Raw genomic sequence first — 21,896 nt, 5'->3', positions numbered from 1 at the left:
ATGACAGATAATGCTACCCGTACTGATTTATTCACCCCCATCAACCTTGGCGCGATGAAACTCGCCAACCGCATTTTGATGGCCCCTGTCACCCGCAGCCGCTACGCCGAAGATGGCATCCCCAACGAGCTGCATGCCGAGTATTACGCCCAACGCGCCACGGCGGGTTTGATCGTTGCGGAAGCCACCAATATTTCCCCGCAAGGTCGCGGTTACGCGGCCACACCCGGCATCTGGAGCGAAGAACAGGTTGCCGGTTGGAAGAAAGTCACGGATGCGGTGCATGCCGCCGGCGGCAAAATCGTCAGCCAGCTGTGGCATGTGGGACGCTTCTCCAGTGTCGAACTGCAACCCGACGGAGCTGCACCGGTCGCGCCTTCCGCCATCAAGGCTGAAGGTGAGACCTACACCACCAAAGGCTTCGTCCCGGTGTCGATGCCACGGGCGCTTGAGACCGATGAGATCCCGGGGATCATCGAGCAGTACAAGCGTGCTGCCGAGAATGCCAAACGCGCTGGGTTTGATGGTGTAGAGGTTCACTCGGCCAACAGCTACCTGCTGGACCAGTTCCTGCGGGACTCGACCAACCATCGCACCGATCAGTACGGCGGCTCCATCGAAAATCGTGCGCGCCTGACCCTGGAAGTGACCGAGGCGATCGTCAAGATCTGGGGCAACGACCGCGTTGGCATTCGCTTGTCGCCGGTGACACCCGACGCCGGCAACACGCCGCCTGACAGCAATGTCATGGCGATGTACGGCTACCTGATCCAGCAGCTGAACGCATTCGATCTGGCTTACCTGCACTTCGTCGAAGGGGCTACCGCAACTTCCCGCGAAGTTCCGGAAGGCGTCGACATGGATGCGTTGAGTGCGCAGTTCAAAGGCCCCTTCATCGGTAACAACAACTACGACCTGGACATGGCCATTGAGCGCCGAGCCCAAGGCAAGATCGACGCCGTTGCATTTGGTCGCCTGTTCATTTCCAACCCGGATCTGGTCGAGCGCCTGCGTCGTGGGGCCGAACTGACCATCGCACCTCGCGAGTCTTATTACGGCGGCGGCGCGAAGGGCTACACCGACTGGCCGGTCGGCAGCTACTGATCCCCTTATATCCGCGCTAACCCCAAAAACTGCCCGTACAGACGGGCAGTCACCAACGAGAGGAACGCCCATGAACTATCTGCAGAATAAAACCGCGATCATCACTGGCGCATCGTCGGGCCTGGGTGCCGCATCAGCACGTGCCTTGTCCGAGAAAGGCGTTCGAATCGTCGCAGCCGCCCTGGATCAGCAAGGCCTGGACGCCATCGTCAGCGAGCTGAAAGGCAAGGGCGGTGAAGCGGTAGGTCGCGTCAGCGACGTTACCAACCCTGAGGATATGAAAGCGTTAGCGCAATTCGCCCAGAACTCTTTCGGTTCGGTGGATATCCTGATCAACAATGCAGGCTTGATGCTGTTTTCCAACTGGGTTGACCTGGCTACCGATGACTGGGAAAAGATGATCAACGTGAATATCAAAGGCTACCTGCACGGTATCGCAGCGGTGTTGCCGTTCATGCTGAAACAGAAGTCGGGCCAAATCCTGAATATGGATTCGGTCGCCGGTCACCAGGTCGGGCCTGCTGCGGGCATCTACAGCGCCACCAAGTTCTTCGTACAAGCCATGACGGAGTCGATGCGCAAGGAGCTGGGCGTGCAGCACGGCATCCGTGTCAACACGGTCAGCCCGGGTGTGATCAACACCGGTTGGGCCGATAAAGTGACCGACCCGGCAGGCCGTAAAGCGGCTCAAGAGCTGAACAAAATCGCAATCTCGCCGGACGATATCGGTCGCGCGGTAGTGTATGCCCTGAATCAGCCTGAAAACGTCACGGTCAACGACCTGATCATTTCGCCGACCCGTCAGGATTGGTAAGCCCTAACCGTTGAAATCACCCAGCCCAGGCACTGGCGCAACGCCGTGTGCCTGGGCGCTAAAGGATCAGTCCTGTCTCCCTGTCCTCTACCGAGCGCATGAATCCATCATAGGTATAGTCGTATTGGTAGTCAGGGTTATGCAGGAACCATCTTGAATCCGCCGGGAGCAGGGCGGCGGGAACGTCGACGGTGTCGAGTACGCGGCCTGACGTGTAGTGCAGGCTACGAAAATCCGGGTGTGCGCACTCAGAGTGCCAATGTCCGTCGCTGAATACGCGTGTATCGGCCCAGGCGCCGACGACCTCACCGATCAACAGGTCGTAGGTCGTCTGGTTGTGCGGTTCGGGCAACAGTTTGCACAAAACCCCGCACCCCTTGCTGGAGCGGGGTAGGGCACATTTACGCTCTGCCAGTTTGGTTCAGGTAAACCTGGAGGTTTTCATGGCCACCGACGATGAGCGACTCGATGGTTGAGGTCCATTGCCCCTGGGGATCAGGCTCGCGCGTGTCGAAGGTCGCAGACCACAGAATCACGGTTTTTTGCTCGCCGGTCAGCGGGATCAGTCGCACGGTCAACACGTAGTTGTCCACGGGCAGCGGCGCTTCAACGAAACGGTAGGAGAACTGCAGATTGACCGCGTCCACCGACAACAACTGTTCACGCAGGATCGCGCCGTCCTGCAATGTCAGCCGACGGATGCACCCAACCAGGCCGTCAGGCTGATTGTCTTCGATGACGCTCTGCGGGATCGCCGGGTGCCATTGGCTGATTTTTCCGAAGCGTTTGAGTACCTCCCAAACGCGCTCGGCGCCGCCGTCTACAACGGCGCTGTATTCAACTTTTGCCATGTTTTATCACCTTAAGAAACATCATTACCTCTCTGGCTGAGCTGATCAGCCTTCAAACTGGTGATAGACCTTGGCGATTACCTTCCAGGTGCCGTCGATCTTGATCAGCGTCAGGTAATCGTTGTAGTCGGCGCCAATCGCATCTTTTTCCATGTCCACGCGCACCACGGCAGTGGTCGGGGTGATCGCCAGCACGTCCAGGCGGGTACTGATCTCCGGGGCCTTGCCATTTGTACGGACGAAGTCGAACAGATTGCTGATCGGGCCGCCCAACAGTTTGCCGTTGGTGAAGCCGTACATCACCGCTTCTTTGTGGAAGGCCTGTTCCAGAATTTCCGGGCTGCCAACACGCAGGCCGTCAGCGTATTGCTGGGCCACGGCGATAACTGCGTTGTAATCCTGGGTCGGTACCGCTTTGATATTTTTGCTCATGGTCAAACTCCTTTGCATGTTTGTGGCACCACCGGGGCGCGGTTCGAGCGGGTGGTTTAAGGAGCAACGTGGGTGTGGTAGATCTTGCTGACGACAGTCCACTTTCCATTAACCTTCAGCAGGTTGAAGAAGTCGGTAAAGCAGAAGCCGGAGATGTCATTGGTATCGATACGTGCGCTGGCGGCGGTGCCCACGATATCGACGTTGACGATGGCGCCTTTAGCTTCCGGTGAAGGGCGGAAGGCACTGTCGATGATGTCGAACAGACCCTGGATCGGGCCACCGGTCAGTTGACCTTCGCCATCCACGCCAAAGATAGTTGCCTGCTCGCTGAAGGCCGGTTTCATGAGGCTGCTTTTGGCTTGCTTGCCACCTTCGTTGTAGTGGTTCAGTACCGCGACGATGGCGTTGTAGTCGTCGACGTAAGTTGGGTTGCTCATGGGGTTACTCCTGGTTTGAAAAGGGTTGAAGAAGGGCTTGGTTGATTGCTTTGCGTGCATAACGGGCGATGTTCAGCAGGGCGAGTAACGCCACGGTGGCCACCACAATGTGGTGTACGGCCAGGTCTATCACGTTGCCTATCCCTTTCTTTTCGGTCGGGGATGATTGCCGTCCAGCACATCACTGAGGGCTATTTCAATAGCGATCGCTACATATTGCGCCTATTCTATATCGGTCACTACAGTTAGTGTCAAGAAATTTGCTGCCGGTGTTGGCGAAGTGCGGAGTTGACGTTCGACGGTGCTTTGCAGCCAATACCTGATGGCCTGCGGGGGAACACCATGACGCAAAAGGTTTACGCACAGGACACCTGTTTCTATCGCTCTATGGGCACCTACAGCTTTGAGGGCAGATCACCAAGGCGGTTGGTTATGACGCCACCTGTCTTTCAATCTGGGATGGACGCAACTGGGCAGCTGTCGAGCCATTGAGCACCGTTAAGGAGCGCTACGACCTCGAGGTGGCGGGCATCTATGTGGTGCTCAACCTGCGCCTTGGCGTAGAAGCGAGCAGAGCGCGGGCATCTATCAGATGCTTAAAGTGGCGCCGCCAGGCTCCACCGTTGAATTGGCGATTAAAACGGCAGGGGACTTCGCGCGTTCAGACCGGAGAGGCGATGAGTCTGTGGTGGGCTGGCTGGCCGAAGCCTTGTGCTGCGTATTATGTTGCAGCAACGAGGGCGGAGCAGAGCCTGGCCAGCGTTATCGACAAGCCGTGTGGGTCTGGGCTGCCGGTGTGGGCGCCTGAGCGGGCGATTGTGGAAGGTGATTTGGAAAAACTGGACGGCCTTATTCGAAAGCTGGACAACGTTCAGACTTTGGATGGCCGGACGCCAAATGAGATTGATGCGAGTAAGGACGGCGGCCATAAGATGTGACCTAGGCGCGACCTAACGCTCGACTAGCCGAAATCGACCGATTGTGTTGAAAAAGTCGGTCCTTTCAGACTGCCCACGTACTGACTGCTGAAAATGCCTTTTTTGCTCGCAGCTACGCGAAATCTGAGCCCGGAATCCTCTGCTCAAAGTAAAGATTTCAATCTCAAGCGCGTACTTTTCTACCGTGGAAACCATGACCGACTGTTTTCAACAGAATCGACCCAGGCTGTGTGAAAACGCACTAAATACGTCGAAAACTGAAAGTTGCGAGGGTTGCCTGTGGAATCAGCGGGCGGAAGCGCGAATTAGCTTAGTCAGTGACATAGACGTTCGTAATGCCGTTTGGGCCGCGTCAGCGGCACAAACGGCTACTAACTGGCGAGCCAAACGGCTGGATTCACGCCCTGATCGCCTCAAGCAGTCCTGCGATGCCGAAGATGCTCATCATTCGTTTGAGGTTGTAGGCGAGCACATGAAGGCTCATCTCAGTGCTCACCCTCGGCAGGGTTTTGGTCAGGAAGTGGGTACTTCCCATCCAGTACTTGAGCGTTCCAAAAGGATGTTCAACGGTCTGTCGACGAACCCTCATCATCGCTGGATCATGTTCTAGCCGAACCTGCATCGCGTCGACTACAGCTTCATGTTCCCAGCGCTTCACACGGCGCTCCTTTCCCGTCGTACATTGCTTTTGCATTGAGCAGGACTGGCAGCCCGAGAAGTAGTAACAATGCAATAACATGCCGTCTTCCATCGACGAATGCCGCCTGGTTAGTAACTGCCCCGCAGGGCATCGATACTCGTCCGACGCAATAAGATAAATGAAATCCTGCTTGCCGAATCTGCCTTCGGCTTTGCTGCCAGATGTGAGGGGTTTCGGTACGTAGGTAGTGATGCCGGCTTGCTCGCAAGCAAGGATTTCCAGACCTTTGTAATAGCCTCGGTCGGCAACCACCGTTAGCGATTCAGCCTCGATTTCTTCACGCGCCTGGTTCGCCATATTGCTCAGTTGCCCACGATCATTACCAACGTTGGTCACCTCATGGGCAATGATCAGATGGTGTTTGTCGTCGACAGCTGTTTGTACGTTGTAGCCAACCGTTCCGGTGCCTCGGCCGCTCGTAGCCATTGAGCGTGCATCTGGGTCTGTGAGGGAGATCTGCTGGTCTGGACTTTCGTGGAGCTGCACCTCGATTTCCTTGAGTTTCTGCATCTGCTTTTTCAGTGTTTCTATCTTTTCTTTAAGCCGCTCTGCTTTGGCCTCGGCCACTTCGGGCGTTGCCCGATCCGCCGAATCCATCGCCGCCAGATAGCGATCAATGCTCTGCTCGATCTGCTGCATGCGTGCCTTCACCTTGCCCTGAGTGAAGTTGCGGTCGCGATTATTGACGGCTTTGAATTTGCTGCCGTCGATGGCGATGATCGACTGAGAGAAGAGATTGAGGTTGCGGCAAAGAACTACGAACTGGCGGCATACGCTGCGAATGGCTTTGCCGTTGTCTTTGCGAAAGTCGGCAATGGTTTTGAAGTCCGGAGCCAAACGCCCCGTTAGCCACATCAACTCGACGTTGCGCTCGGCCTCTCGCTCAAGCCGGCGGCTGGACTGAATCCGATTGAGATAGCCGTAGATATAGATCTTCAGCAACACCGCTGGGTGATAGGCCGGACGACCCGTAACGGCAGGATCGACTCCCTCAAAACCAAGTGCGCCCAGGTCGAGTTCATCGACGAAAATATCGACCACGCGCACTGGATTTTCTTCGGCTACGTAATCGTCCAGACACTCCGGCAGCAAGGTGACTTGCGTCCGAGCCTCACCTTCAATAAATCGCTTCATGATCGCCCCCGCTACGATCTCGACGATCAGAAGATTAGACAATTGCGGGAGTTTTCACACAGCCTGGACCAGGAGCGGACGGTCAAATCAAGCAGCTTTAGGCTGTGAGCGTAAACGTCCAACAGGGCTCTCTGCGAGCTTGACCCATCCCTCTTACGGATGATATGCCGGTACCCGGGATTGCCATCGATTGGACCTGCTCTATGACCTACCTGTCTTCGTTGCTGCTCGAGATCCCCGGCGTGGATCATGGTTTCGAGACTTCTGGAAATTTAACGCTGCCGAAAGGAACACGTTACTGTGCTCAGGCTCACGGTACGCACATCATCGATGCTGACGTGGAAGGGCGAGATGAACGTCCTGTAGCCGATGCACTATTCTCGAGAGGAGTCCGGGGTGCGGTAGCAGTCATCACTGCCGATTGCTTGCCGGTTCTGGTTGCGTCGGTTGATCAACCATTTGTAGCGGCAATCCATGCCGGATGGCAGGGTTTGAAAGCAGGCATCCTCGGTAATTCGATAGGCCGGTTAGAGAAAGAAGGTGCTTCTCTTGCTGGCTTGCGAATAGCGATAGGCCCATCTATCGGCCCCTGTTGTTATGAGGTGAACAGGAAGTTTGTCGAAGGTATTGAACATGCCGACAGCCATCTTTGGCAAAACGATTCTCCGCCGTGGACGCCCCACCGAGTGCCACCGGCAAGTGCGCCTTGGGTCGAACCTGAGGTCACACATAATGAAGCCTGGTTCGATCTACGAAAATATGCGCTGCACCACTTGGTGGCGAGTGGTGTGAGTATTGAACAGATTCAGGTGCTTGAACGTTGTACTTATTGCCACAGCGCTGATCTGGGCAGCTATCGGCGGCGGAGCCATCAAGTCGAGCCTAAATCCTTCCAGTATTCCTGGATAAGACGTTCTCGGGATCCGGTTTGTTGAATGGCGATTTCAGCCGGTCGCGACAGGCAGAGATCGGCCGATTCTGTTGAAAAAGTCGGCCTTGGTTTCCACAGCAGAAAAGTATACATCTGAGATTGAAATCCTTACTTTTTGGCTGAGGCTTCCGGGCTCAGATTTCACGTAGCAGCGTGCAAAAATGGCATTTTCCCCGGTCAATTTCCGGGCAGCGACTTTTTCAACACAAACGGCCGATAGCTACCTGTTGCATTGACACATTCAGCTTGCAGCAGAACCTGATAGAACTCTTGCAGAGTCAAGCCGGGTAGACAGGCCCTCAACTGGCCTGGCTACCCTGATTTTTTGCTTGTGCTATTGGGTGCTGCCTCCTGAACTGCCATTACCGGGCGGTGTAACCGGTGCTGGCGCCGGTGTATCCAACCCGTCGCCAGCGGCCTGATCGGCGTTGTCATTCATGGCCAACTGCCGGGCAGTTACCTTTGTGGCGGTTACCACCGTGGGCGGCAGAGGATTGCTGTTGGCCACTGACAGCGACTGGCGGTAGGGGCTCAGCAGCCGCGTGCGCAGACGAATGTCGTTCGAAGCGGCACCTACGCCGATGTCGAACGTATCGCCGTCGATCACCCAGTTATTGGTGGCGGGGCTGAAATACGCCAGCGAACGACCGTTGAGTTCAATCGTCACCCGTTGGCGTTCGCCAGGCTGCAGCAGCACTTTCTGGTAACCCTTGAGCTCTTTGATCGGACGTTCGAGCCTGGGGTTACGTTGCCCAACGTACAGTTGCGCGACTTCCGCGCCGGCCCGCTGCCCGGTGTTCGTGACATCGAACGAAACCTGAACCGGAGTATTGCCCAACGCCACCGCCGGCGTGATGCGAATGCCCGAATAGCGGAACTGGGTGTACGACAGGCCGTAGCCGAACGCATACAACGGGGTAGTGCCTTTCTTCTCGTAGCCGCGATAACCCATCAGCAAGTCATTGGCATAGCTGGTCTGAGTGACATTACCCTCGTTGTCGAACTGCGGAAAGTACGAGAACAGTGGGTTGTCCTGTATATCGCGCTCCAGGCTGATGGGCAGTTTGGCGGATGGATTGACCCGTCCGAAGATGATTTCGGCCAGCGCCTGCCCGCCGTTCTGGCCGGGATAGAACGCGTGCAGAAGGCCTGCGACCTGATCAACCCAGTCACTCACCTTAAGCCCCGTCCCGCCGTGCAACGCCACAATCGTCTTGGGGTTCTGGCTGGCGATGCTCTGGATCAGCTGCCCTTGGTATTCGGGCAACTCGAACATGTGGTCCCAGCCTTCGCCTTCATACTCATTGCTGTTGCCAGCGGCCACCAGCACTGCGTCATACGACCCGATATCCGCCGGCGCCACCAGTGAAGCCCAGCTCAACCGCACGCCGGTATAACCGCCCAGACTCGCGACGTAGCCTGGCCTGCGGGAGTATTCCAGGACCACGTCGTAGTTCTGGCCCGCTTCCAGGGTGAACTTGGCATACGCGGGAATGGTGGGTGGAATCGGGTTATTGGGCAGTGGTTCGCCATCGCCGTTATCCAGGATTTGCTGACCATTTACCCTCAGGCGAATCAAGCCGTCGGCACGCACCTTGATCACATGCTCGCCGCTAATCGTAGGCGTGATCCGGCCGGTCCAGCGGATCGATGTGTTGCGGTCGTTGCCGTCAGTGGGCAGGTTGTCGTCGCTGTCCCAGTTCAGATCGACGTAGGTTTCAGTCCTCGTGGCCGCCGGGCTGCCGGACCAGTCGGGATTGGTGAAATACTCCGCCGTCATCCCTGGCACGGAGGTGGTGCCATCGCTGTCCAGGTGGGTCCATAACGCAGCTTCCGGGTCCAGAGACAGACTGTCGAGGAAGGTCACTTGTGCGTTGGATGCCACTTGCCGCAGGCCGCTGACTTCGCTGATGTAGTTGCGCGCCGACACGAACGCGCTACCAAACCCGATAGGCGGTGCGTATTTACCCAGCACCCCGACAACCGCAATCTTTTTCACTACATTACGATCCAGTGGCAGGAAGTTGTCCTTGTTCTTGAGCAATACAATGCCTTCCCGTGCAACATTCAACGCGGCCTGGTTGCTGGCAGGGTTATCCATGTCATGGGCGGTTGATGGCACATAAGTATCAAAATTGAATAAATAAATCTGTCGGAGTATACGTAGCACTTTATCGTCGATGGTCGCGACACTTAAAACACCGCTCTCGATATAGGGCGTCAGTGTCGTGCTGTTCATTTGAACGCCGAACAGCATTTCGATATCGGTGCCTCCTTGGGCAGCATTCAACCCGTTGACGACCGCGCCATAATCCGATTGCACGAAGCCTGCATAACCCCATCCCTGTTTCAGGATGTCCCGTAACAGATGACTGTTTTCGCAGACATACTCGCCATTCACTTTCTGGAATGAGCACATCATCAACGCAACTTTTCCGTTCTTGGACGCGGACTCGAAGGGCGGCATTGTCATTTCCCGCAAGACCCGTTCAGGCATGCTTTGGTTGATCACGAAGCGATTGGTTTCCTGATCGTTGGCGGCGAAATGTTTGGCGTCAGCCCAGATGCCTCGTGACTGAATACCGTTGATCACTGCCGGCGCCATGCTTGCGCCCAAGAACGGGTCTTCACCCGTCAGGTATTCGAAGTTACGCCCGCCATAAGGCATTCGGTACATGTTCATGCCGGGGCCGGTGATGTAGTGATAGCCCCCGGTAGCGGTGTCATAGCCAAGGGCCCGACCGAAATCCACGGCCCGGCGCAGGTTGAAGGTCGCCGCGAGGTTGGGTCCGCTGGGGTACACCACGCCCTGATCGTTACCCTGATTGGTGTAGCGCACGCCTAATCCACCGTCGGCGCCCAGGATTTGCGGCAGGTTGAAGCGGGGCAGCGGTTTGACATCCCAGCCTCCGGTGCCGCTGATGTAGCTGAACTTTTCCTCCAGTGTCATTTGGCTGAGGGTCTGTTGCGCCAGGGTATTGGCCTGTTGCAACGTTCGCGCCCACACCGGGACGGAGTAGATTGGCGCAATGCCGATTGCGAGAAGGGTGAAAGCCGTGGCAAGTTTGGGTGAGTTTGTTTTTCTCATTTTAATTACTCCCACCGTCGACTCTCCCTGGAGAGTCGGGCGTAATAATGATGACAACGAGGGCAAACTGTTAACCGGGCGATACAGACGTCAATCTTTAATGCCCTGATGAAGGCGCGCGGCCATATATGCTTGGTCCGTGCTGGATGCTACTGATTGGATCCGCTTATCCCGCCTCGTATATCCGATGTCATTGTGTTGCGCGGGACATGCACCCGAACAATGACTGTTGCATAGGACGCCCAAACATCGAACAATGTCAAACATCGCGGGCGCGGTGGTTATTATCAATTCTTCTAAAGCGTTCCTTTATTTCAGCGTCAAGGTATTTACAGGTAAACCTGATTTCAGGTTGCGAAGAGAACAACTGGCGTCTAAGGTTCTCTGTGCTTGAATGACGCAAAACAAGACGCTTCAAAGTAATTGCTTAGCTAACTAAGTTGGAGGCTTATATGAGACGCTCAATGCAGATGTGTGCAGTTCTCTGTGCGCTCTTTGCTGTTTCAACCGTGGTCAAGGGTGCTGATTCCACCAATACTTCAGGTGCGCCTGATTCGAAAGTCATGACCCAAACTCACGACAGTAAGGCGGCGGGTAATAAACATGGCGACGCTACCAAAGGAGGCCGGCCAACCGCTCCGACAGGTTCCGCTCCACGGCCGTGACCCGAGCGTCCTGGAAGCATTATGCGACTGGCTGACGCTCAACGCTGGGCTCAAACCTGCCGACATAGACCGCGCACTGCGGCTTTCACCCAACGGTGCCGAACACAGCACGTTGCCCAGCCTTTTGACCCGATTGGGCATCATCTCCGAACTTGAGATGGCGCAGGCCTGGGCTGCAGTGCTCGACATGCCGTTCATGAGCGCCACCGACGCGCCGATTTCCCTGGACCCGCTGCCGATGATCAGTGAGCGATTTCTACGCCACCAGCATGTTGTCCCAGTGGGTTGGGAAGCGGGGCAACTGCAACTGCTGGTCAGCGATCCGGATGATCCATATCCGATGCAGGCCGTGGCGTTCGCGTGCCGAAAACCCGTACGAATGCGGGTCGGGACTCGCAGCGATGTCGACAATCTGATCGAGCGCTATTACGGCCAGGGACGCTCGGCCATGAGCACTTTGATCGAAGACATTGACAGCGACGGCGTCGCACAAGCTGAAGACATCGAACACCTCAAGGACTTGGCCAGTGAGGCTCCGGTCATCCGTATGGTTAACCTGATCCTGCAGCGCGCTGTTGAGCAACGGGCGTCGGATATCCACATCGAACCCTTTGAAAGCCAGTTCAAGGTCCGCTACCGGATTGACGGTGTACTGGTGGACAGCGAAGCACCGCCCGCCAGCTCCGCGCCGGCGGTGATCTCACGTATCAAGATCATGGCGCGCCTGGACATCGCGGAGCGGCGGCTGCCCCAGGACGGGCGGATCATGTTGCGCATGCAGGGCAAGGAGCTCGATCTGCGGGTTTCGACCGTGCCCACCAGCTTCGGCGAGTCGGTGGTCATGCGCCTGCTGGATCGCGAAACCGTGAACTTCGATCTGCAGAGCCTGGGTTTCGACGACTTTCAACTATCAGGTCTACTGGCTCTGCTAGAGCGTCCCCACGGCATCCTGCTGGTGACCGGCCCGACAGGCTCGGGAAAAACCACAACCCTCTACACGGCCCTGACCCGGCTCAATACCTGCGAGCGCAAGATCATCACCGTCGAAGACCCGGTTGAATATCAGATCGAGGGCATCAATCAGATTCAGGTCAAGCCGGCCATAGGCCTGGATTTCGCCATGACGTTGCGCTCCATCGTCCGTCAGGATCCTGACGTGATCATGATCGGTGAAATGCGTGATCTGGAAACCTGTCGCATCGCGATCCAGTCGTCACTGACCGGGCATCTGGTGCTGTCGACCCTGCACACCAACAACGCGGCGGCGAGCATCACCCGGCTGCTGGACATGGGCGTTGAGAGTTACATGATCGCCTCGACGGTCATTGGCGTCCTCGCTCAGCGTCTGGTGCGCAGGGTGGATCCGCAATACAGCGAAGCCTTTGAAGCTGCGCCGGCATTGGTGGCAGCACACGGGCTGGACCAGTTTACCGAGCGCCGCCCCATCATCCTGTATCGACCTCGGCCCGACGCGCCGGGCGGTGGTTATCACGGCCGTTGTGCACTTACCGAGCTGCTGGTGATGAACGATGAACTGCGGGGGCTGCTGATGAGCCATGCCGATGCCGGCACGCTTGAACAGGCGGCGCGGCGCGGCGGGTTGCGAACCTTGTATGAAGACGGTCTGCGCCAGGCCCTGTCGGGCGTCACCACGTTGGAAGAGGTGCTGCGCGTTACGCGCAGCGATTAGATAGACAGAGGCCGGCTATGGCTATGTTTCGCTACCGTATCGTGGACGCCGATGGCAGCGCCCGTCAGGGGCAGATGGATGCCGGTGATCGTCAGGATCTGGTCCTGCAACTGCAACGCCAAGGGGCACTGGTGCTGCACGTCGAACCGGCAAAGGGACAGTGGGTTTATTGGCGACCCGGTCGCAGCCTGACGTCACGGGCGCTGATGGCGTTCACTCAGCAACTGGCGATTCTGCTCAATGCCGGCCTGCCGCTGGATCGCGCGTTGGGCATCCTGATCAAGCAGCCCGGCGCCCGGCAGACCCAGGCCCGGGCGCTGCTGGGTCGGGTGCGCGAGCGCGTAAAGGCCGGGCAGCCGTTGTCCGCGGCACTCGCACAGGAGCCCAACCAGTTCACCCCGCTTTACTTGAGCCTGGTGCACGCCGGGGAGGCGGGGGGCGCACTGGAGGACAGCCTGCGGCAGCTCGCCCAATATCTGGAACGCAGTGAGGCGCTTCGCAGCGAAGTCATCAACGCATTGATTTATCCGACGTTCCTGGTAGTGGGCGTGCTCGGCTCACTGGTGCTGCTGCTGGCGTACGTGGTGCCCCAGTTCGTGCCGATTTTTCAGGACCTGGGCGTGCCGATTCCTTTCGTGACTGAACTCATTCTGGCCATGGGGCAATTCTTTAATCAGTTCTGGCTGCTGTTGCTAGCGATGACCGTGATCGCGGCGATGATCACCCGGCATGCGCTGCACGATCCAGCACGACGCTTGCGCTGGGATCGCCGTCTGCTGACCTGGCCGATGACCGGCACGTTGTTGCAACGTATCGAGGCGGCGCGACTTGCCAGGACCCTGGGCACGCTGCTGCAAAACGGCGTGGCCTTGTTGGCCGCCCTGAAGATTGCCTGTGCAGTGATCAGCAACCGGGCGGTGCGGGCACAGGTCGAGTTGGCCAGCGAACTGGTCAAGGGCGGTGGATCACTGGCGCTGGCGTTGAGCCGTGACAACCTGCTGCCGGAACTGGCGCTGCAGATGATTCAGGTGGGCGAAGAGGCGGGCCAGCTCGACACCATCCTGCTCAAGGTGGCGCAGGTGTTCGATGACGAGGCCCGACACAGCATCGCGCGCCTGCTGGCCGCGCTGGTTCCCACGCTGACCATCGTCATGGCGGTGATGGTAGCGTTCATCATGCTGGCCATTATGCTGCCATTGATGAGCCTCACCAGTAACATTTGAGGGCGTTGATCATGCTGTCTATGTGGCGCACACGCGGCTTCACGCTGTTGGAAATGCTGGCGGTCATCGTGCTGCTGGGGATTGTGGCGACCATCGTGGTGCGTCAGGTGGGTGGCAATGTGGACAAAGGCAAATACGGCGCCGGCAAAGCGCAGCTGGCCAGCCTGAGCATGAAAATCGAAAGCTACGGACTGGACATGGGCTCGCCGCCCAAGGACCTCGCGCAACTGGTCAGCAAGCCAGCCGGGTCAAACGGTTGGGCCGGGCCCTACGCCAAACCCTCAGACCTCAAGGACCCGTTCGGTCATGGATTCGGATACCGCTTTCCGGGCCAGCACGGCAGCTTCGATCTGATTTTCTATGGCCAGGATGGTCAGCCCGGCGGCGAAGGCTACAGCGCTGACTTGGGGAACTGGGAGTGAGCACTCGCCTGTCGGTGACCGGCTTCACCTTGCTGGAGCTGCTGATGGTGATCGTCCTGATGGCGGTGGCTCTCGGGGTGCTCGGCGTGGGGCTGGGCCGGGGGATGGACGCCGCCCATGACCGACAGGCATTGCGCGAGATGGTTGCGGCGCTGCGCCAGACCCGAACCCAGGCGGTGCTCAGCGGTGCTCCCGTGCAAATGCGTTTTAACCTGGACGAACGCAGCTTTCAGGCACCGGGCCAGGCGCGCAGGCAATGGCCCGCCAATCTGGCGGTGCAGTTGACCACCGGCGCAGAGCTGGGTCAGGCCATTGCCTTTTTTCCCGACGGCAGCTCCAGCGGTGGCCATTTGCTTGTGGAGCGAGCCGGGCAGCACTGGCGTATCGACGTGGGCTGGCTCAACGGCAGCGTGCGCTGGCAGGCTGTGCAATGAAGCACACATCCGCAGGCTTCGGATTGCTGGAAATGATCGCTGCGCTGGTGGTGCTGGCGCTGGGCTGCACGGTGTTGCTGGTGGCGTTCGGGCAGGCCGCGCGCACACTGGAGCAAGTATGGGCCAGCGACCGGCTGAGCCTGGCGGCCCGGACCCTGATAGACGATCAGCGCGACCAGCCGCTGCAGGTGGGGGAGCGTTCCGGGATCGAACACGGCGTCAAATGGCACTTGCAGGTCACTCGCGAGTCAGGTCCTGCAGCAGCGCTGCCGTTGCTGCGGCTGCAACTGACCGTGGCTCAGGCAGGAAGGGAACTGCGCTTGAGCACCTTGGCGGTGCAATCGTCACCGGCCCTGAGTTCCAAACCGTGAGGCGCCCGTCCCAAGGCTTCACTCTGCTGGAAATGTTACTGGCATTGGCGCTGCTGGGAGTGCTCACGGGGCTGGCTGCCGGCGCGTTGCTCGGCGCCAACCGTGCGTTGCTCAAGGGCGAGCGCTACAGCCAGCGTCTGGACGAATTGCGCTCGGGGCAGAATTTTCTGCACAAGGCGCTGCAGGGCGCCTTGCCACTGGAAATTCAGCCAGTCGGGGACGAGCAGGTGGTCATTTTCGAAGGCCAGCCCCAGCGTTTGCGGTTTGCCGCCGGGCTAGACAGTGTTCTGGGGGGCGGTATCGAGCTGCACACGTTCGAGGTGGTCAGCACCGGAAACGGCAACGCCTTGCAGGTCCGCTTCGAGCATTTGCAAAGCGCGGGCGGCGGGGTGTGGGGGCAGCCTCAGGTTTTGCTTCAGGGCGTGCGCGACTTGCGGTTCAGTTATCGCGGCCGTGACCCAAAGGGCGCGCGAACCGGCTGGTTGAATGACTGGCCGTGGCCCTCCAGACTTCCCGAAGCGATACGCATCGACTTGAACAGCGATGGGCCGGTGGCCTGGTTCCCACAAGTCGTGGCCCTGCGCCTGGAGCTCAGCGACCTGCAGGTCGCGCCATGAACCGCCAGCGCGGCATGGCGTTGCTGCTGGTGTTGTGGGCGCTGGCGTTGTTGATGGTTTTGCTGGGCGCGCTGGTGGTTGAAGTTCGCCAGCAGGTCGCCCTCGGCTTATGGCAGCGAGAGCACACGCGGGCGAGTCTGGCTGCCGAGGCCGGCATGAACCTGGCGGTCAGGGCCCTGAGCGACCCGGCAGCGACTCGGCGCTGGATCGCCGACGGTCGGACGCAAACCCTGCGCTTTGACGATGCAAGCTTGCAGATCAGCGTGCGCAGCGAACGCGGCAAACTCGATATGAATGCCGCGCCGGTGACCGATGTCACACGCTTGCTGACGGTACTGGGCGCCTCGCCAGCGCAGGCGCGCACCGTCGCCGCCGCCCTCGATCAGCGTCGCAGCGTTGACAAACCGCCGCTGCGCGCACTCGAAGAACTCCGCGATCTGGCGGGAATCAGCGGGCCGCTCTACCAGGCCCTCCTTGAACAGGTGACGGTTTGGAGCGGGATGGAATCGCCTGATGCAGCGTTCACAACGGTTGAACTGCAGCGCGCGCTCCATCTGCCGGACATGCAACCGGTGGGGGCTGACCCAGGGCCGATTGTGAGCATTCGCAGCCAGGCGTATTTACCCGATGGAATAACCGCCGTGGTCGACAGCATCGTACTACTGTTACCCAAAGACAGTGGCGCCCGACCTTTCAGGGTCGTGCGCTACAACGAATGAGGCAGTGCTCATGAGTTCTGAATTCATTTGGCTCTGGCAAGCGCGGCTCAAGGCGCAGTGGTCCAACAGTCGTATCCAGGCGTTTCTCCAGGCATGGCGTCTTGAGTTGTTCAACAGCTTGCCGTCGGTGCTGCAACGCTCGCTGCATTCAGGCAGTGCCCCGCGTCATTACGCCTGGCCGCCGCCGGCAACGCTGAGTGAAGAACCCGCTGGCGCCCGGGTCGTGCTCGATCTGCCGGCGGACGTCGTGCTGGTGCAACGCGTGGCCTTGCCACTGGCCGCCGCCCGTGACGTGCACAGCGTCATGGGTTTCGAACTGGATCGCTTCACACCCTTCTGCGCCGATCAGGTGTATTACGTGATCCGCCGCGATGGCATCCGTCACGGCCAGGTGTGGGTGACGCTGGCGTTAGTGCGCCGCGATTTCCTCGACCAATGCCTGAGCGAATGCACGGAAAACGGGCTGGTGCTGGAGGCGGTGGATGTGCTCGATCAGGCCGGCCAGCCGATGGGTCTGGACCTTTTGCCCGAGGGCTATGCATCCGCGATTCAGCATCGGGGGCGACGTCTGGCGATAGGGCTGGGTGTCGCCTGTGTGGTGCTGGCCATCGCCGTGCACACGGTGTGGCTACACAACCGCCAGACAGCATTGGGCATCATGCAGACCGAGGTGCACGAACTGCGGCAACAGGCCAATCAAGACATGGCGCTGCGCGCTGCGTCCGGGGCGTCGCGCACTGCCGTGCAGTTTCTTTTCGAACGCCGCCTGAACCAGCCCGCGCGGGCCTTGTTGCTCAGCGAGCTCACGCGCTGCCTGCCCTCTGACACTTGGCTGCAAACCCTGGAAATCAGTGCGGACGGTCAGGTCGATGTGGCCGGGTTGAGTGCACGGGCGAGTTCGCTCATCGGCCAGATCAAGGCCTGCAATCAACTGTCCGACCCGCAGTATCAAGGCGTGATTCAGCCCGATGAAGCCAGCGGGCGTGATCGTTTCTACATCCGTGCGAAAACCCGAGGGGAGGCTGGTAATGGGCCGCCCGCTGACCGCTCGTGAGCGGCGCGTCGGCGCCTGGTTATTGGTCGTTGTCGTGCTGGTGGCATTCCATTTCCTGGTCATCCAGCCGGTCTTTATCGCACCTTTTCAAGAGGTGGACATGCAAATGCGCAGCCTGCGTGAACAACATCAGCACTATCAACAGATGCTCGCGCAGGGCCGACGCTTGCAGCAGGCCATAGACAAGTCACCGGGTGCGGAGCTGTCGCACAGCGCTTTGCTTGCGGGCGACGACCCCAGCGTCGTGGCTGCCGAGTTGATGCAAAAGGTCGCGCAGATGGTCAAGGATAATGAGGCGCGGGGCGCGGGCTGCCAGTTGACGCAGCGTATGCCGATCCTGCCCCAGGGGCAGAGTCAGGAGCCGTTTCGCCAGATACGCCTGAGCCTCGATCTGGAGTGCGCCATAGAGCCGCTGGAAACCCTGCTACAACAAATTGAAACCAGCCAGCCGCTGTTATTCGTCGATGAACTGCGGGTTCGTCGCGCGAATAATGCGCCTGCCAGTGGTGGGCCGGGGCGGCTCGGTGTGCACATGCTGGTCAGCGGTTTTCTGGCTGCCGGGGCGCCGTCCGAGGTGGAAAAACCGGTGATAGAAGAGCCATCGCCATGAGCGCCTGGAGACAACCACTGATTCAGGTCTTCGCGGCACTTGCCTTGGTGCTGGCGATTGTCCTTGGTTGGTTGTCGACCGGGGTGGGCAGTGATCCGGACTGGCTTGTGACGGCTGAGCCAGATGCTCCGTTGACTGTGCAGGCGGTGCCGGTCCTGCCAGCGCCCATGCCTCTGGAACAGCTGGTCGATACCTGGAAAACCCCCTTGTTCAGCCCAACCCGAGAGCCGGATAAACCGGTTCGAACGGTAACAACCGCTGCGGACCTCGGGGGGTTGAAGCTGACCGGGGTGATATTTGACGGTAGCGTGCGTCACGCCTTGTTCAAGCAGGCCGACGGTCGTGACCTGTCCCTGCGCGAGGGCGGGAAACTGCCCGGCGGCTGGCGCTTGCAGCGCATAGAACCCCAGGCCGTGCAGTTTGAACTGGACGGCAATACACAGCGCCTGCAACTGCCAGCCCCTCGCTTGCCGGGTGTGAAAGGGCCTGGCTCACCGCCGTCCAGAACTCGCGACCCTCAGCCGCGTCGCGCGCCAGTTTCCGGAGGTCAGTGAGCCATGTCATCCTGGAGCTCGGCCCTGACGCTGGTGTTGTTCGCTGTCCTGGCGGGTTGCGCCCCGCATCCACTGAATGAGGACGACGACTTGGCGCGCGAGGCCTTGCGCGGCACGGTCGACCAGAAAGCCCCGGACAGCGTGAGGACGCCGCCTGCGTCCGGTGTCAGTGCGCCGGTGTCAGGCGGTGCGCAGCGCCAGATCATTCAGGGCAACCAGCGTTTCATTCAGGGTCCCAGCAACAAGGAGGGTCGCCCGCTGCCGGTCGGTAAAAGCCAGGGGGATGGCAGTGCCGGCGTGATGTTCAACTTCAACAATCAATCGATTGTGGCGGTGATCAACACCATCATGGGCGACTTGCTCCAGGAGAATTACAGCATCGCACAGGGGGTGAGCGGCGAGGTGTCGTTTTCCACCTCCAACCCAGTGGACAAGGCCGAATCCATGGCCATCCTCGAATCGTTGCTGTCATGGACCAACAACGCGATGATCCGTCAGGGTGACCGTTATCTGATATTGCCCGCCAGTCAGGCCGTCGCAGGTCAGCTGGTCCCGTCCATAGGCCTGCGTCAACCCGCAGCGGGGCTGTCGGTCAGGCTGTTTTCGCTGCGTTACATCTCCGCCGTTGAAATGCAGAAACTGCTCAAGCCCTTCGCCCGGGAAAACGCCTTTTTGCTGGTGGACCCGGCGCGTAACGTGTTGGGCATGGCAGGCACCACCGATGAACTTGCAAACTACCAGGCGAGCATCGAGACGTTCGACGTCGACTGGCTGCGCGGCATGTCCATCGGCGTGTTCGGCTTGCAGCGCGCGACCGTGGCCGAGCTGCTGCCCGAGCTGCAAAAAGTCTTCGGCCCTGACAGCGGGACGCCGCTCGCGGGCATGTTGCGTTTCATGCCTATCGAACGCACCAACTCGGTGGTTGCCATTTCGTCGCAGCCTCAGTACCTGCAAGAGGTGGGCGACTGGATCCGCATGATCGACAACGGCGGCGGCAACGAACCGCAACTGTACGTGTATGACGTGCGCAACATGAAGGCCACCGACCTGGCTCGCTACCTGCGCCAGATATACGGCAGCGGCGCGGTCAAGGAAGAGGGCGTGGCCGAGGTGGCGCCGGGCTTGACCACGACGACGCTGTCATCGCCGATAGGCGGTGGGCGCAGTGGCGGTGGTGGGCTGGGCGGTTTGACCCGCAATCCCGGAGTGGGCCAGGGCGGCGCTTTGATTCAGAACGGCAGTGGGATTCAAAGCAGCGCCGGGATCCAGAGCAGTGGGATGAGGCAAGACTCCTCTGAGCAAAATCCCGCATCAACTGAAGATGAAACCGACAGCGGCGCGGAGAATGAGCCGGCCAGCGATAGCCGCAAGAGCCTGGATGAAAGCACCCGCATCACGGCGCAGAAAAGTAGCAACCAGCTGTTGATTCGCACTCGACCCAGTCAATGGGCAGAGATCGAAGGCGCGATTCGCCGCCTTGATAATCCGCCCATGCAGGTACAGATCGAAACACGAATTCTCGAAGTATCACTGACCGGCGAGCTGGATCTGGGTGTGCAATGGTATCTGGGCCAACTGGCAGGCAACTCCACCACGCCTGGCATCGGCAACGTCAACGGCAGCCAGGGCGCGCTGGGCTCTGGCGGGGCAGGGTTGGGTGCCGCAGATACCTTTTTCTATTCATTCGTCGGCAGCAACCTGCAAGTTGCCATTCGTGCTCTGGAATCAACCGGCAAGACTCAAGTGCTGTCCGCACCTTCATTGGTGGTGATAAACAACCAGCAAGCGCAGATTCAAGTTGGCGACAACATCCCGATTAGCCAGACCACAGTCAATACGATCAACTCCGACACGACCCTGAGCAGTGTCGAGTACATACAGACGGGGGTCATTCTAGACGTGGTGCCGCGGATCAATCCGGGTGGCCTGGTCTATATGGATATCAAGCAACAAGTCAGCGATGCCGGTGCCACCACCGCCGCTCAGCAAAATCCGCGTATCTCGACACGTTCCATCGCGACACAGGTAGCCGTACAGAGCGGTCAGACCGTGTTGTTGGGGGGCTTGATCCAGCAGGATGATACTCAGGGCGTCAGCAAGGTTCCGTATCTGGGGTCCATACCGGGGTTGGGCTGGCTATTTGGTGCAAGCACCCGCAGCAAGGGGCGTACTGAACTGATCGTGTTGATCACCCCCAGAGTGGTCACGAGCAACAGCGAAGCACGAGATGTTACGGATGAATACCAGCGGCAGTTCAAGTTGATTCAGCCACCAAGGTGAGTCGTTTCGCGGCGGTTATTATTGGCTATCTAATGTGCGGGCACAGGGGCCGATTTCAGGGCTGAGGACTGTCCTCCGCCTGAGTGTATCGAAGGCAAGCCTGGGAGTAACACTCTATATTTTCCGCATCTTGCAGAGTGACTGCTTTTGGCCCAGAGCGTGTAAAAACGCCTTCGCAAACCCTTGCTATGATTTCTGAGGATTTCATCGGAAGGATCGTCCATGAAGCGTTTCATCCAGGGTGAACATCGAGACCAAAGCACGTTGCTCCCCGAAAGCCTCGACGACTACGTAAGCGATACCAATCCGGTGCGCATAGTCGACGTCTTCGTCGACGAACTCGACCTGGTCAGTTTGGGTTTCGACGGTGCTATTCCTGCTGACACTGGCCGGCCTGCTTACCACCCTGAAGTTCTGCTGAAGATCTACATCTATGGCTATCTCAACCGCATCCAGTCGAGCCGACGCTTGGAGTGAGAAGCTCAACGCAACGTTGAGCTGATGTGGTTGACGGAGCGTTTGATGCCGGACTTCAAGACCATCGCCAACTTCCGAAAAGACAACAGCAAGGCCATCCGCGGCGTCTGTCGCCAGTTCGTAGTCCTGTGTCAGCAGTGGGATTGTTCAGTGAACATCTGGTCGTCATCGATGGCAGCAAATTCAAAGCCGTCAACAACCGCGACCGTAACTTCACCAGCGTCAAACTGAAACCGCCTATCAGGACAGCAGAATGAAAGCCTCAATCACTTATTTGCACCTGCTTCGCCACACGCCTTTTTTTACCGAGCTCAACGATGATCAGTTGAAGTGGGTAATCAAACACTC

Annotated in this window: 20 protein-coding genes and 2 pseudogenes; 16 read left to right on the top strand and 6 right to left on the bottom strand. The window is 58.8% G+C overall.

The window, feature by feature from the left end; genetic code table 11:
- A complete protein-coding gene (locus ACP7E4_RS27390) occupies positions 1-1,104 on the top strand; it encodes an alkene reductase (RefSeq protein ID WP_426119012.1) in 1,104 nt (367 codons plus the stop codon).
- Between the two features lie 70 nt (positions 1,105-1,174).
- Positions 1,175-1,918: an SDR family oxidoreductase gene (locus ACP7E4_RS27385; RefSeq protein ID WP_426119014.1), complete on the top strand. Its 744-nt coding sequence runs from the start codon at positions 1,175-1,177 to the stop codon at positions 1,916-1,918.
- Positions 1,919-2,093: 175 nt separating this feature from the next.
- Here the strand turns inward: ACP7E4_RS27385 and ACP7E4_RS27380 are convergent.
- From ACP7E4_RS27380 to ACP7E4_RS27365, 4 genes and pseudogenes are all read right to left on the bottom strand, one after another.
- Positions 2,094-2,294: pseudogene (locus ACP7E4_RS27380) on the bottom strand (flavin reductase); the annotation flags it as partial.
- Between the two features lie 25 nt (positions 2,295-2,319).
- Positions 2,320-2,769, bottom strand: coding sequence for an SRPBCC family protein (locus ACP7E4_RS27375; protein WP_426119016.1), 450 nt, complete (start codon positions 2,767-2,769; stop codon positions 2,320-2,322).
- A 45-nt stretch (positions 2,770-2,814) separates the two neighbouring features.
- Positions 2,815-3,201 carry a nuclear transport factor 2 family protein gene (locus ACP7E4_RS27370; RefSeq protein ID WP_426119018.1) on the bottom strand — a complete coding sequence of 129 codons (387 nt, stop codon included), beginning with the start codon at positions 3,199-3,201 and terminating at the stop codon, positions 2,815-2,817.
- A gap of 56 nt (positions 3,202-3,257) precedes the next feature.
- Positions 3,258-3,641: a nuclear transport factor 2 family protein gene (locus ACP7E4_RS27365; protein WP_426119020.1), complete on the bottom strand. Its 384-nt coding sequence runs from the start codon at positions 3,639-3,641 to the stop codon at positions 3,258-3,260.
- A gap of 677 nt (positions 3,642-4,318) precedes the next feature.
- Here ACP7E4_RS27365 and ACP7E4_RS27360 point away from each other — a divergent pair.
- Complete coding sequence (locus tag ACP7E4_RS27360; RefSeq protein ID WP_426119044.1) at positions 4,319-4,579, top strand: hypothetical protein; 261 nt, start codon at positions 4,319-4,321, stop codon at positions 4,577-4,579.
- A gap of 397 nt (positions 4,580-4,976) precedes the next feature.
- Here the strand turns inward: ACP7E4_RS27360 and ACP7E4_RS27355 are convergent, their stop codons facing one another.
- Entirely contained in the window at positions 4,977-6,413 is a 1,437-nt protein-coding gene (locus ACP7E4_RS27355) for an IS1182 family transposase (RefSeq protein ID WP_426119022.1), read from the bottom strand.
- Positions 6,414-6,616: 203 nt separating this feature from the next.
- On the opposite strand from ACP7E4_RS27355, the gene ACP7E4_RS27350 reads away from it, so the two are divergent.
- Positions 6,617-7,348 (top strand): polyphenol oxidase family protein, encoded by a 732-nt coding sequence (locus ACP7E4_RS27350; protein WP_426119024.1) that lies wholly within the window; start codon positions 6,617-6,619, stop codon positions 7,346-7,348.
- Positions 7,349-7,678: 330 nt separating this feature from the next.
- Here ACP7E4_RS27350 and ACP7E4_RS27345 read toward each other — a convergent pair whose 3' ends face one another.
- Positions 7,679-10,432 (bottom strand): glycoside hydrolase family 3 protein, encoded by a 2,754-nt coding sequence (locus tag ACP7E4_RS27345; protein ID WP_426119026.1) that lies wholly within the window; start codon positions 10,430-10,432, stop codon positions 7,679-7,681.
- Between the two features lie 603 nt (positions 10,433-11,035).
- Here ACP7E4_RS27345 and gspE point away from each other — a divergent pair.
- The 12 genes and pseudogenes from gspE to ACP7E4_RS27285 all read left to right on the top strand — a co-directional run.
- The gene (gspE, locus tag ACP7E4_RS27340) at positions 11,036-12,787 is read left to right on the top strand and encodes a type II secretion system ATPase GspE (RefSeq protein WP_426119028.1); all 1,752 of its coding nucleotides are present in this window, start codon (positions 11,036-11,038) and stop codon (positions 12,785-12,787) included.
- A gap of 17 nt (positions 12,788-12,804) precedes the next feature.
- Entirely contained in the window at positions 12,805-14,010 is a 1,206-nt protein-coding gene (locus tag ACP7E4_RS27335) for a type II secretion system F family protein (protein WP_426119030.1), read from the top strand.
- Positions 14,011-14,021: 11 nt separating this feature from the next.
- Positions 14,022-14,432: a type II secretion system major pseudopilin GspG gene (gene gspG, locus ACP7E4_RS27330; RefSeq protein WP_426119032.1), complete on the top strand. Its 411-nt coding sequence runs from the start codon at positions 14,022-14,024 to the stop codon at positions 14,430-14,432.
- The gene (locus ACP7E4_RS27325; protein WP_426119033.1) at positions 14,429-14,866 is read left to right on the top strand and encodes a GspH/FimT family pseudopilin; all 438 of its coding nucleotides are present in this window, start codon (positions 14,429-14,431) and stop codon (positions 14,864-14,866) included. The genes gspG and ACP7E4_RS27325 overlap by 4 nt, the downstream gene beginning before the upstream one ends.
- Positions 14,863-15,237 carry a type IV pilus modification PilV family protein gene (locus ACP7E4_RS27320; RefSeq protein ID WP_426119035.1) on the top strand — a complete coding sequence of 125 codons (375 nt, stop codon included), beginning with the start codon at positions 14,863-14,865 and terminating at the stop codon, positions 15,235-15,237. Before ACP7E4_RS27325 ends, ACP7E4_RS27320 begins: the two co-directional genes overlap by 4 nt.
- Positions 15,234-15,854, top strand: a complete 621-nt coding sequence (locus ACP7E4_RS27315) for a prepilin-type N-terminal cleavage/methylation domain-containing protein (protein WP_426119036.1) — start codon at positions 15,234-15,236, stop codon at positions 15,852-15,854. The genes ACP7E4_RS27320 and ACP7E4_RS27315 overlap by 4 nt, the downstream gene beginning before the upstream one ends.
- Positions 15,851-16,573 carry a type II secretion system minor pseudopilin GspK gene (locus tag ACP7E4_RS27310; RefSeq protein WP_426119038.1) on the top strand — a complete coding sequence of 241 codons (723 nt, stop codon included), beginning with the start codon at positions 15,851-15,853 and terminating at the stop codon, positions 16,571-16,573. The genes ACP7E4_RS27315 and ACP7E4_RS27310 overlap by 4 nt, the downstream gene beginning before the upstream one ends.
- Positions 16,574-16,583: 10 nt before the next feature.
- Positions 16,584-17,627, top strand: a complete 1,044-nt coding sequence (locus ACP7E4_RS27305) for a PilN domain-containing protein (RefSeq protein WP_426119039.1) — start codon at positions 16,584-16,586, stop codon at positions 17,625-17,627.
- Positions 17,602-18,237 (top strand): type II secretion system protein GspM, encoded by a 636-nt coding sequence (gene gspM / locus ACP7E4_RS27300; RefSeq protein ID WP_426119040.1) that lies wholly within the window; start codon positions 17,602-17,604, stop codon positions 18,235-18,237. Before ACP7E4_RS27305 ends, gspM begins: the two co-directional genes overlap by 26 nt.
- Positions 18,234-18,791 (top strand): hypothetical protein, encoded by a 558-nt coding sequence (locus ACP7E4_RS27295; RefSeq protein ID WP_426119042.1) that lies wholly within the window; start codon positions 18,234-18,236, stop codon positions 18,789-18,791. Before gspM ends, ACP7E4_RS27295 begins: the two co-directional genes overlap by 4 nt.
- Positions 18,792-18,794: 3 nt before the next feature.
- On the top strand, positions 18,795-21,071 hold the full coding sequence (gene gspD / locus ACP7E4_RS27290; RefSeq protein WP_426119043.1) for a type II secretion system secretin GspD: 2,277 nt from the start codon (positions 18,795-18,797) through the stop codon (positions 21,069-21,071).
- 222 nt (positions 21,072-21,293) lie between these two features.
- Positions 21,294-21,781, top strand: a pseudogene (locus tag ACP7E4_RS27285) (transposase); the annotation flags it as partial.
- Between the last annotated feature and the right edge of the window lie 115 nt (positions 21,782-21,896).

Origin of the sequence: Pseudomonas sp. DSP3-2-3 (genome assembly GCF_049898225.1) — a bacterium.
Taxonomy (GTDB): Bacteria; Pseudomonadota; Gammaproteobacteria; order Pseudomonadales; family Pseudomonadaceae; genus Aquipseudomonas.
This window is presented reverse-complemented; position numbering and strand designations above follow the sequence as displayed.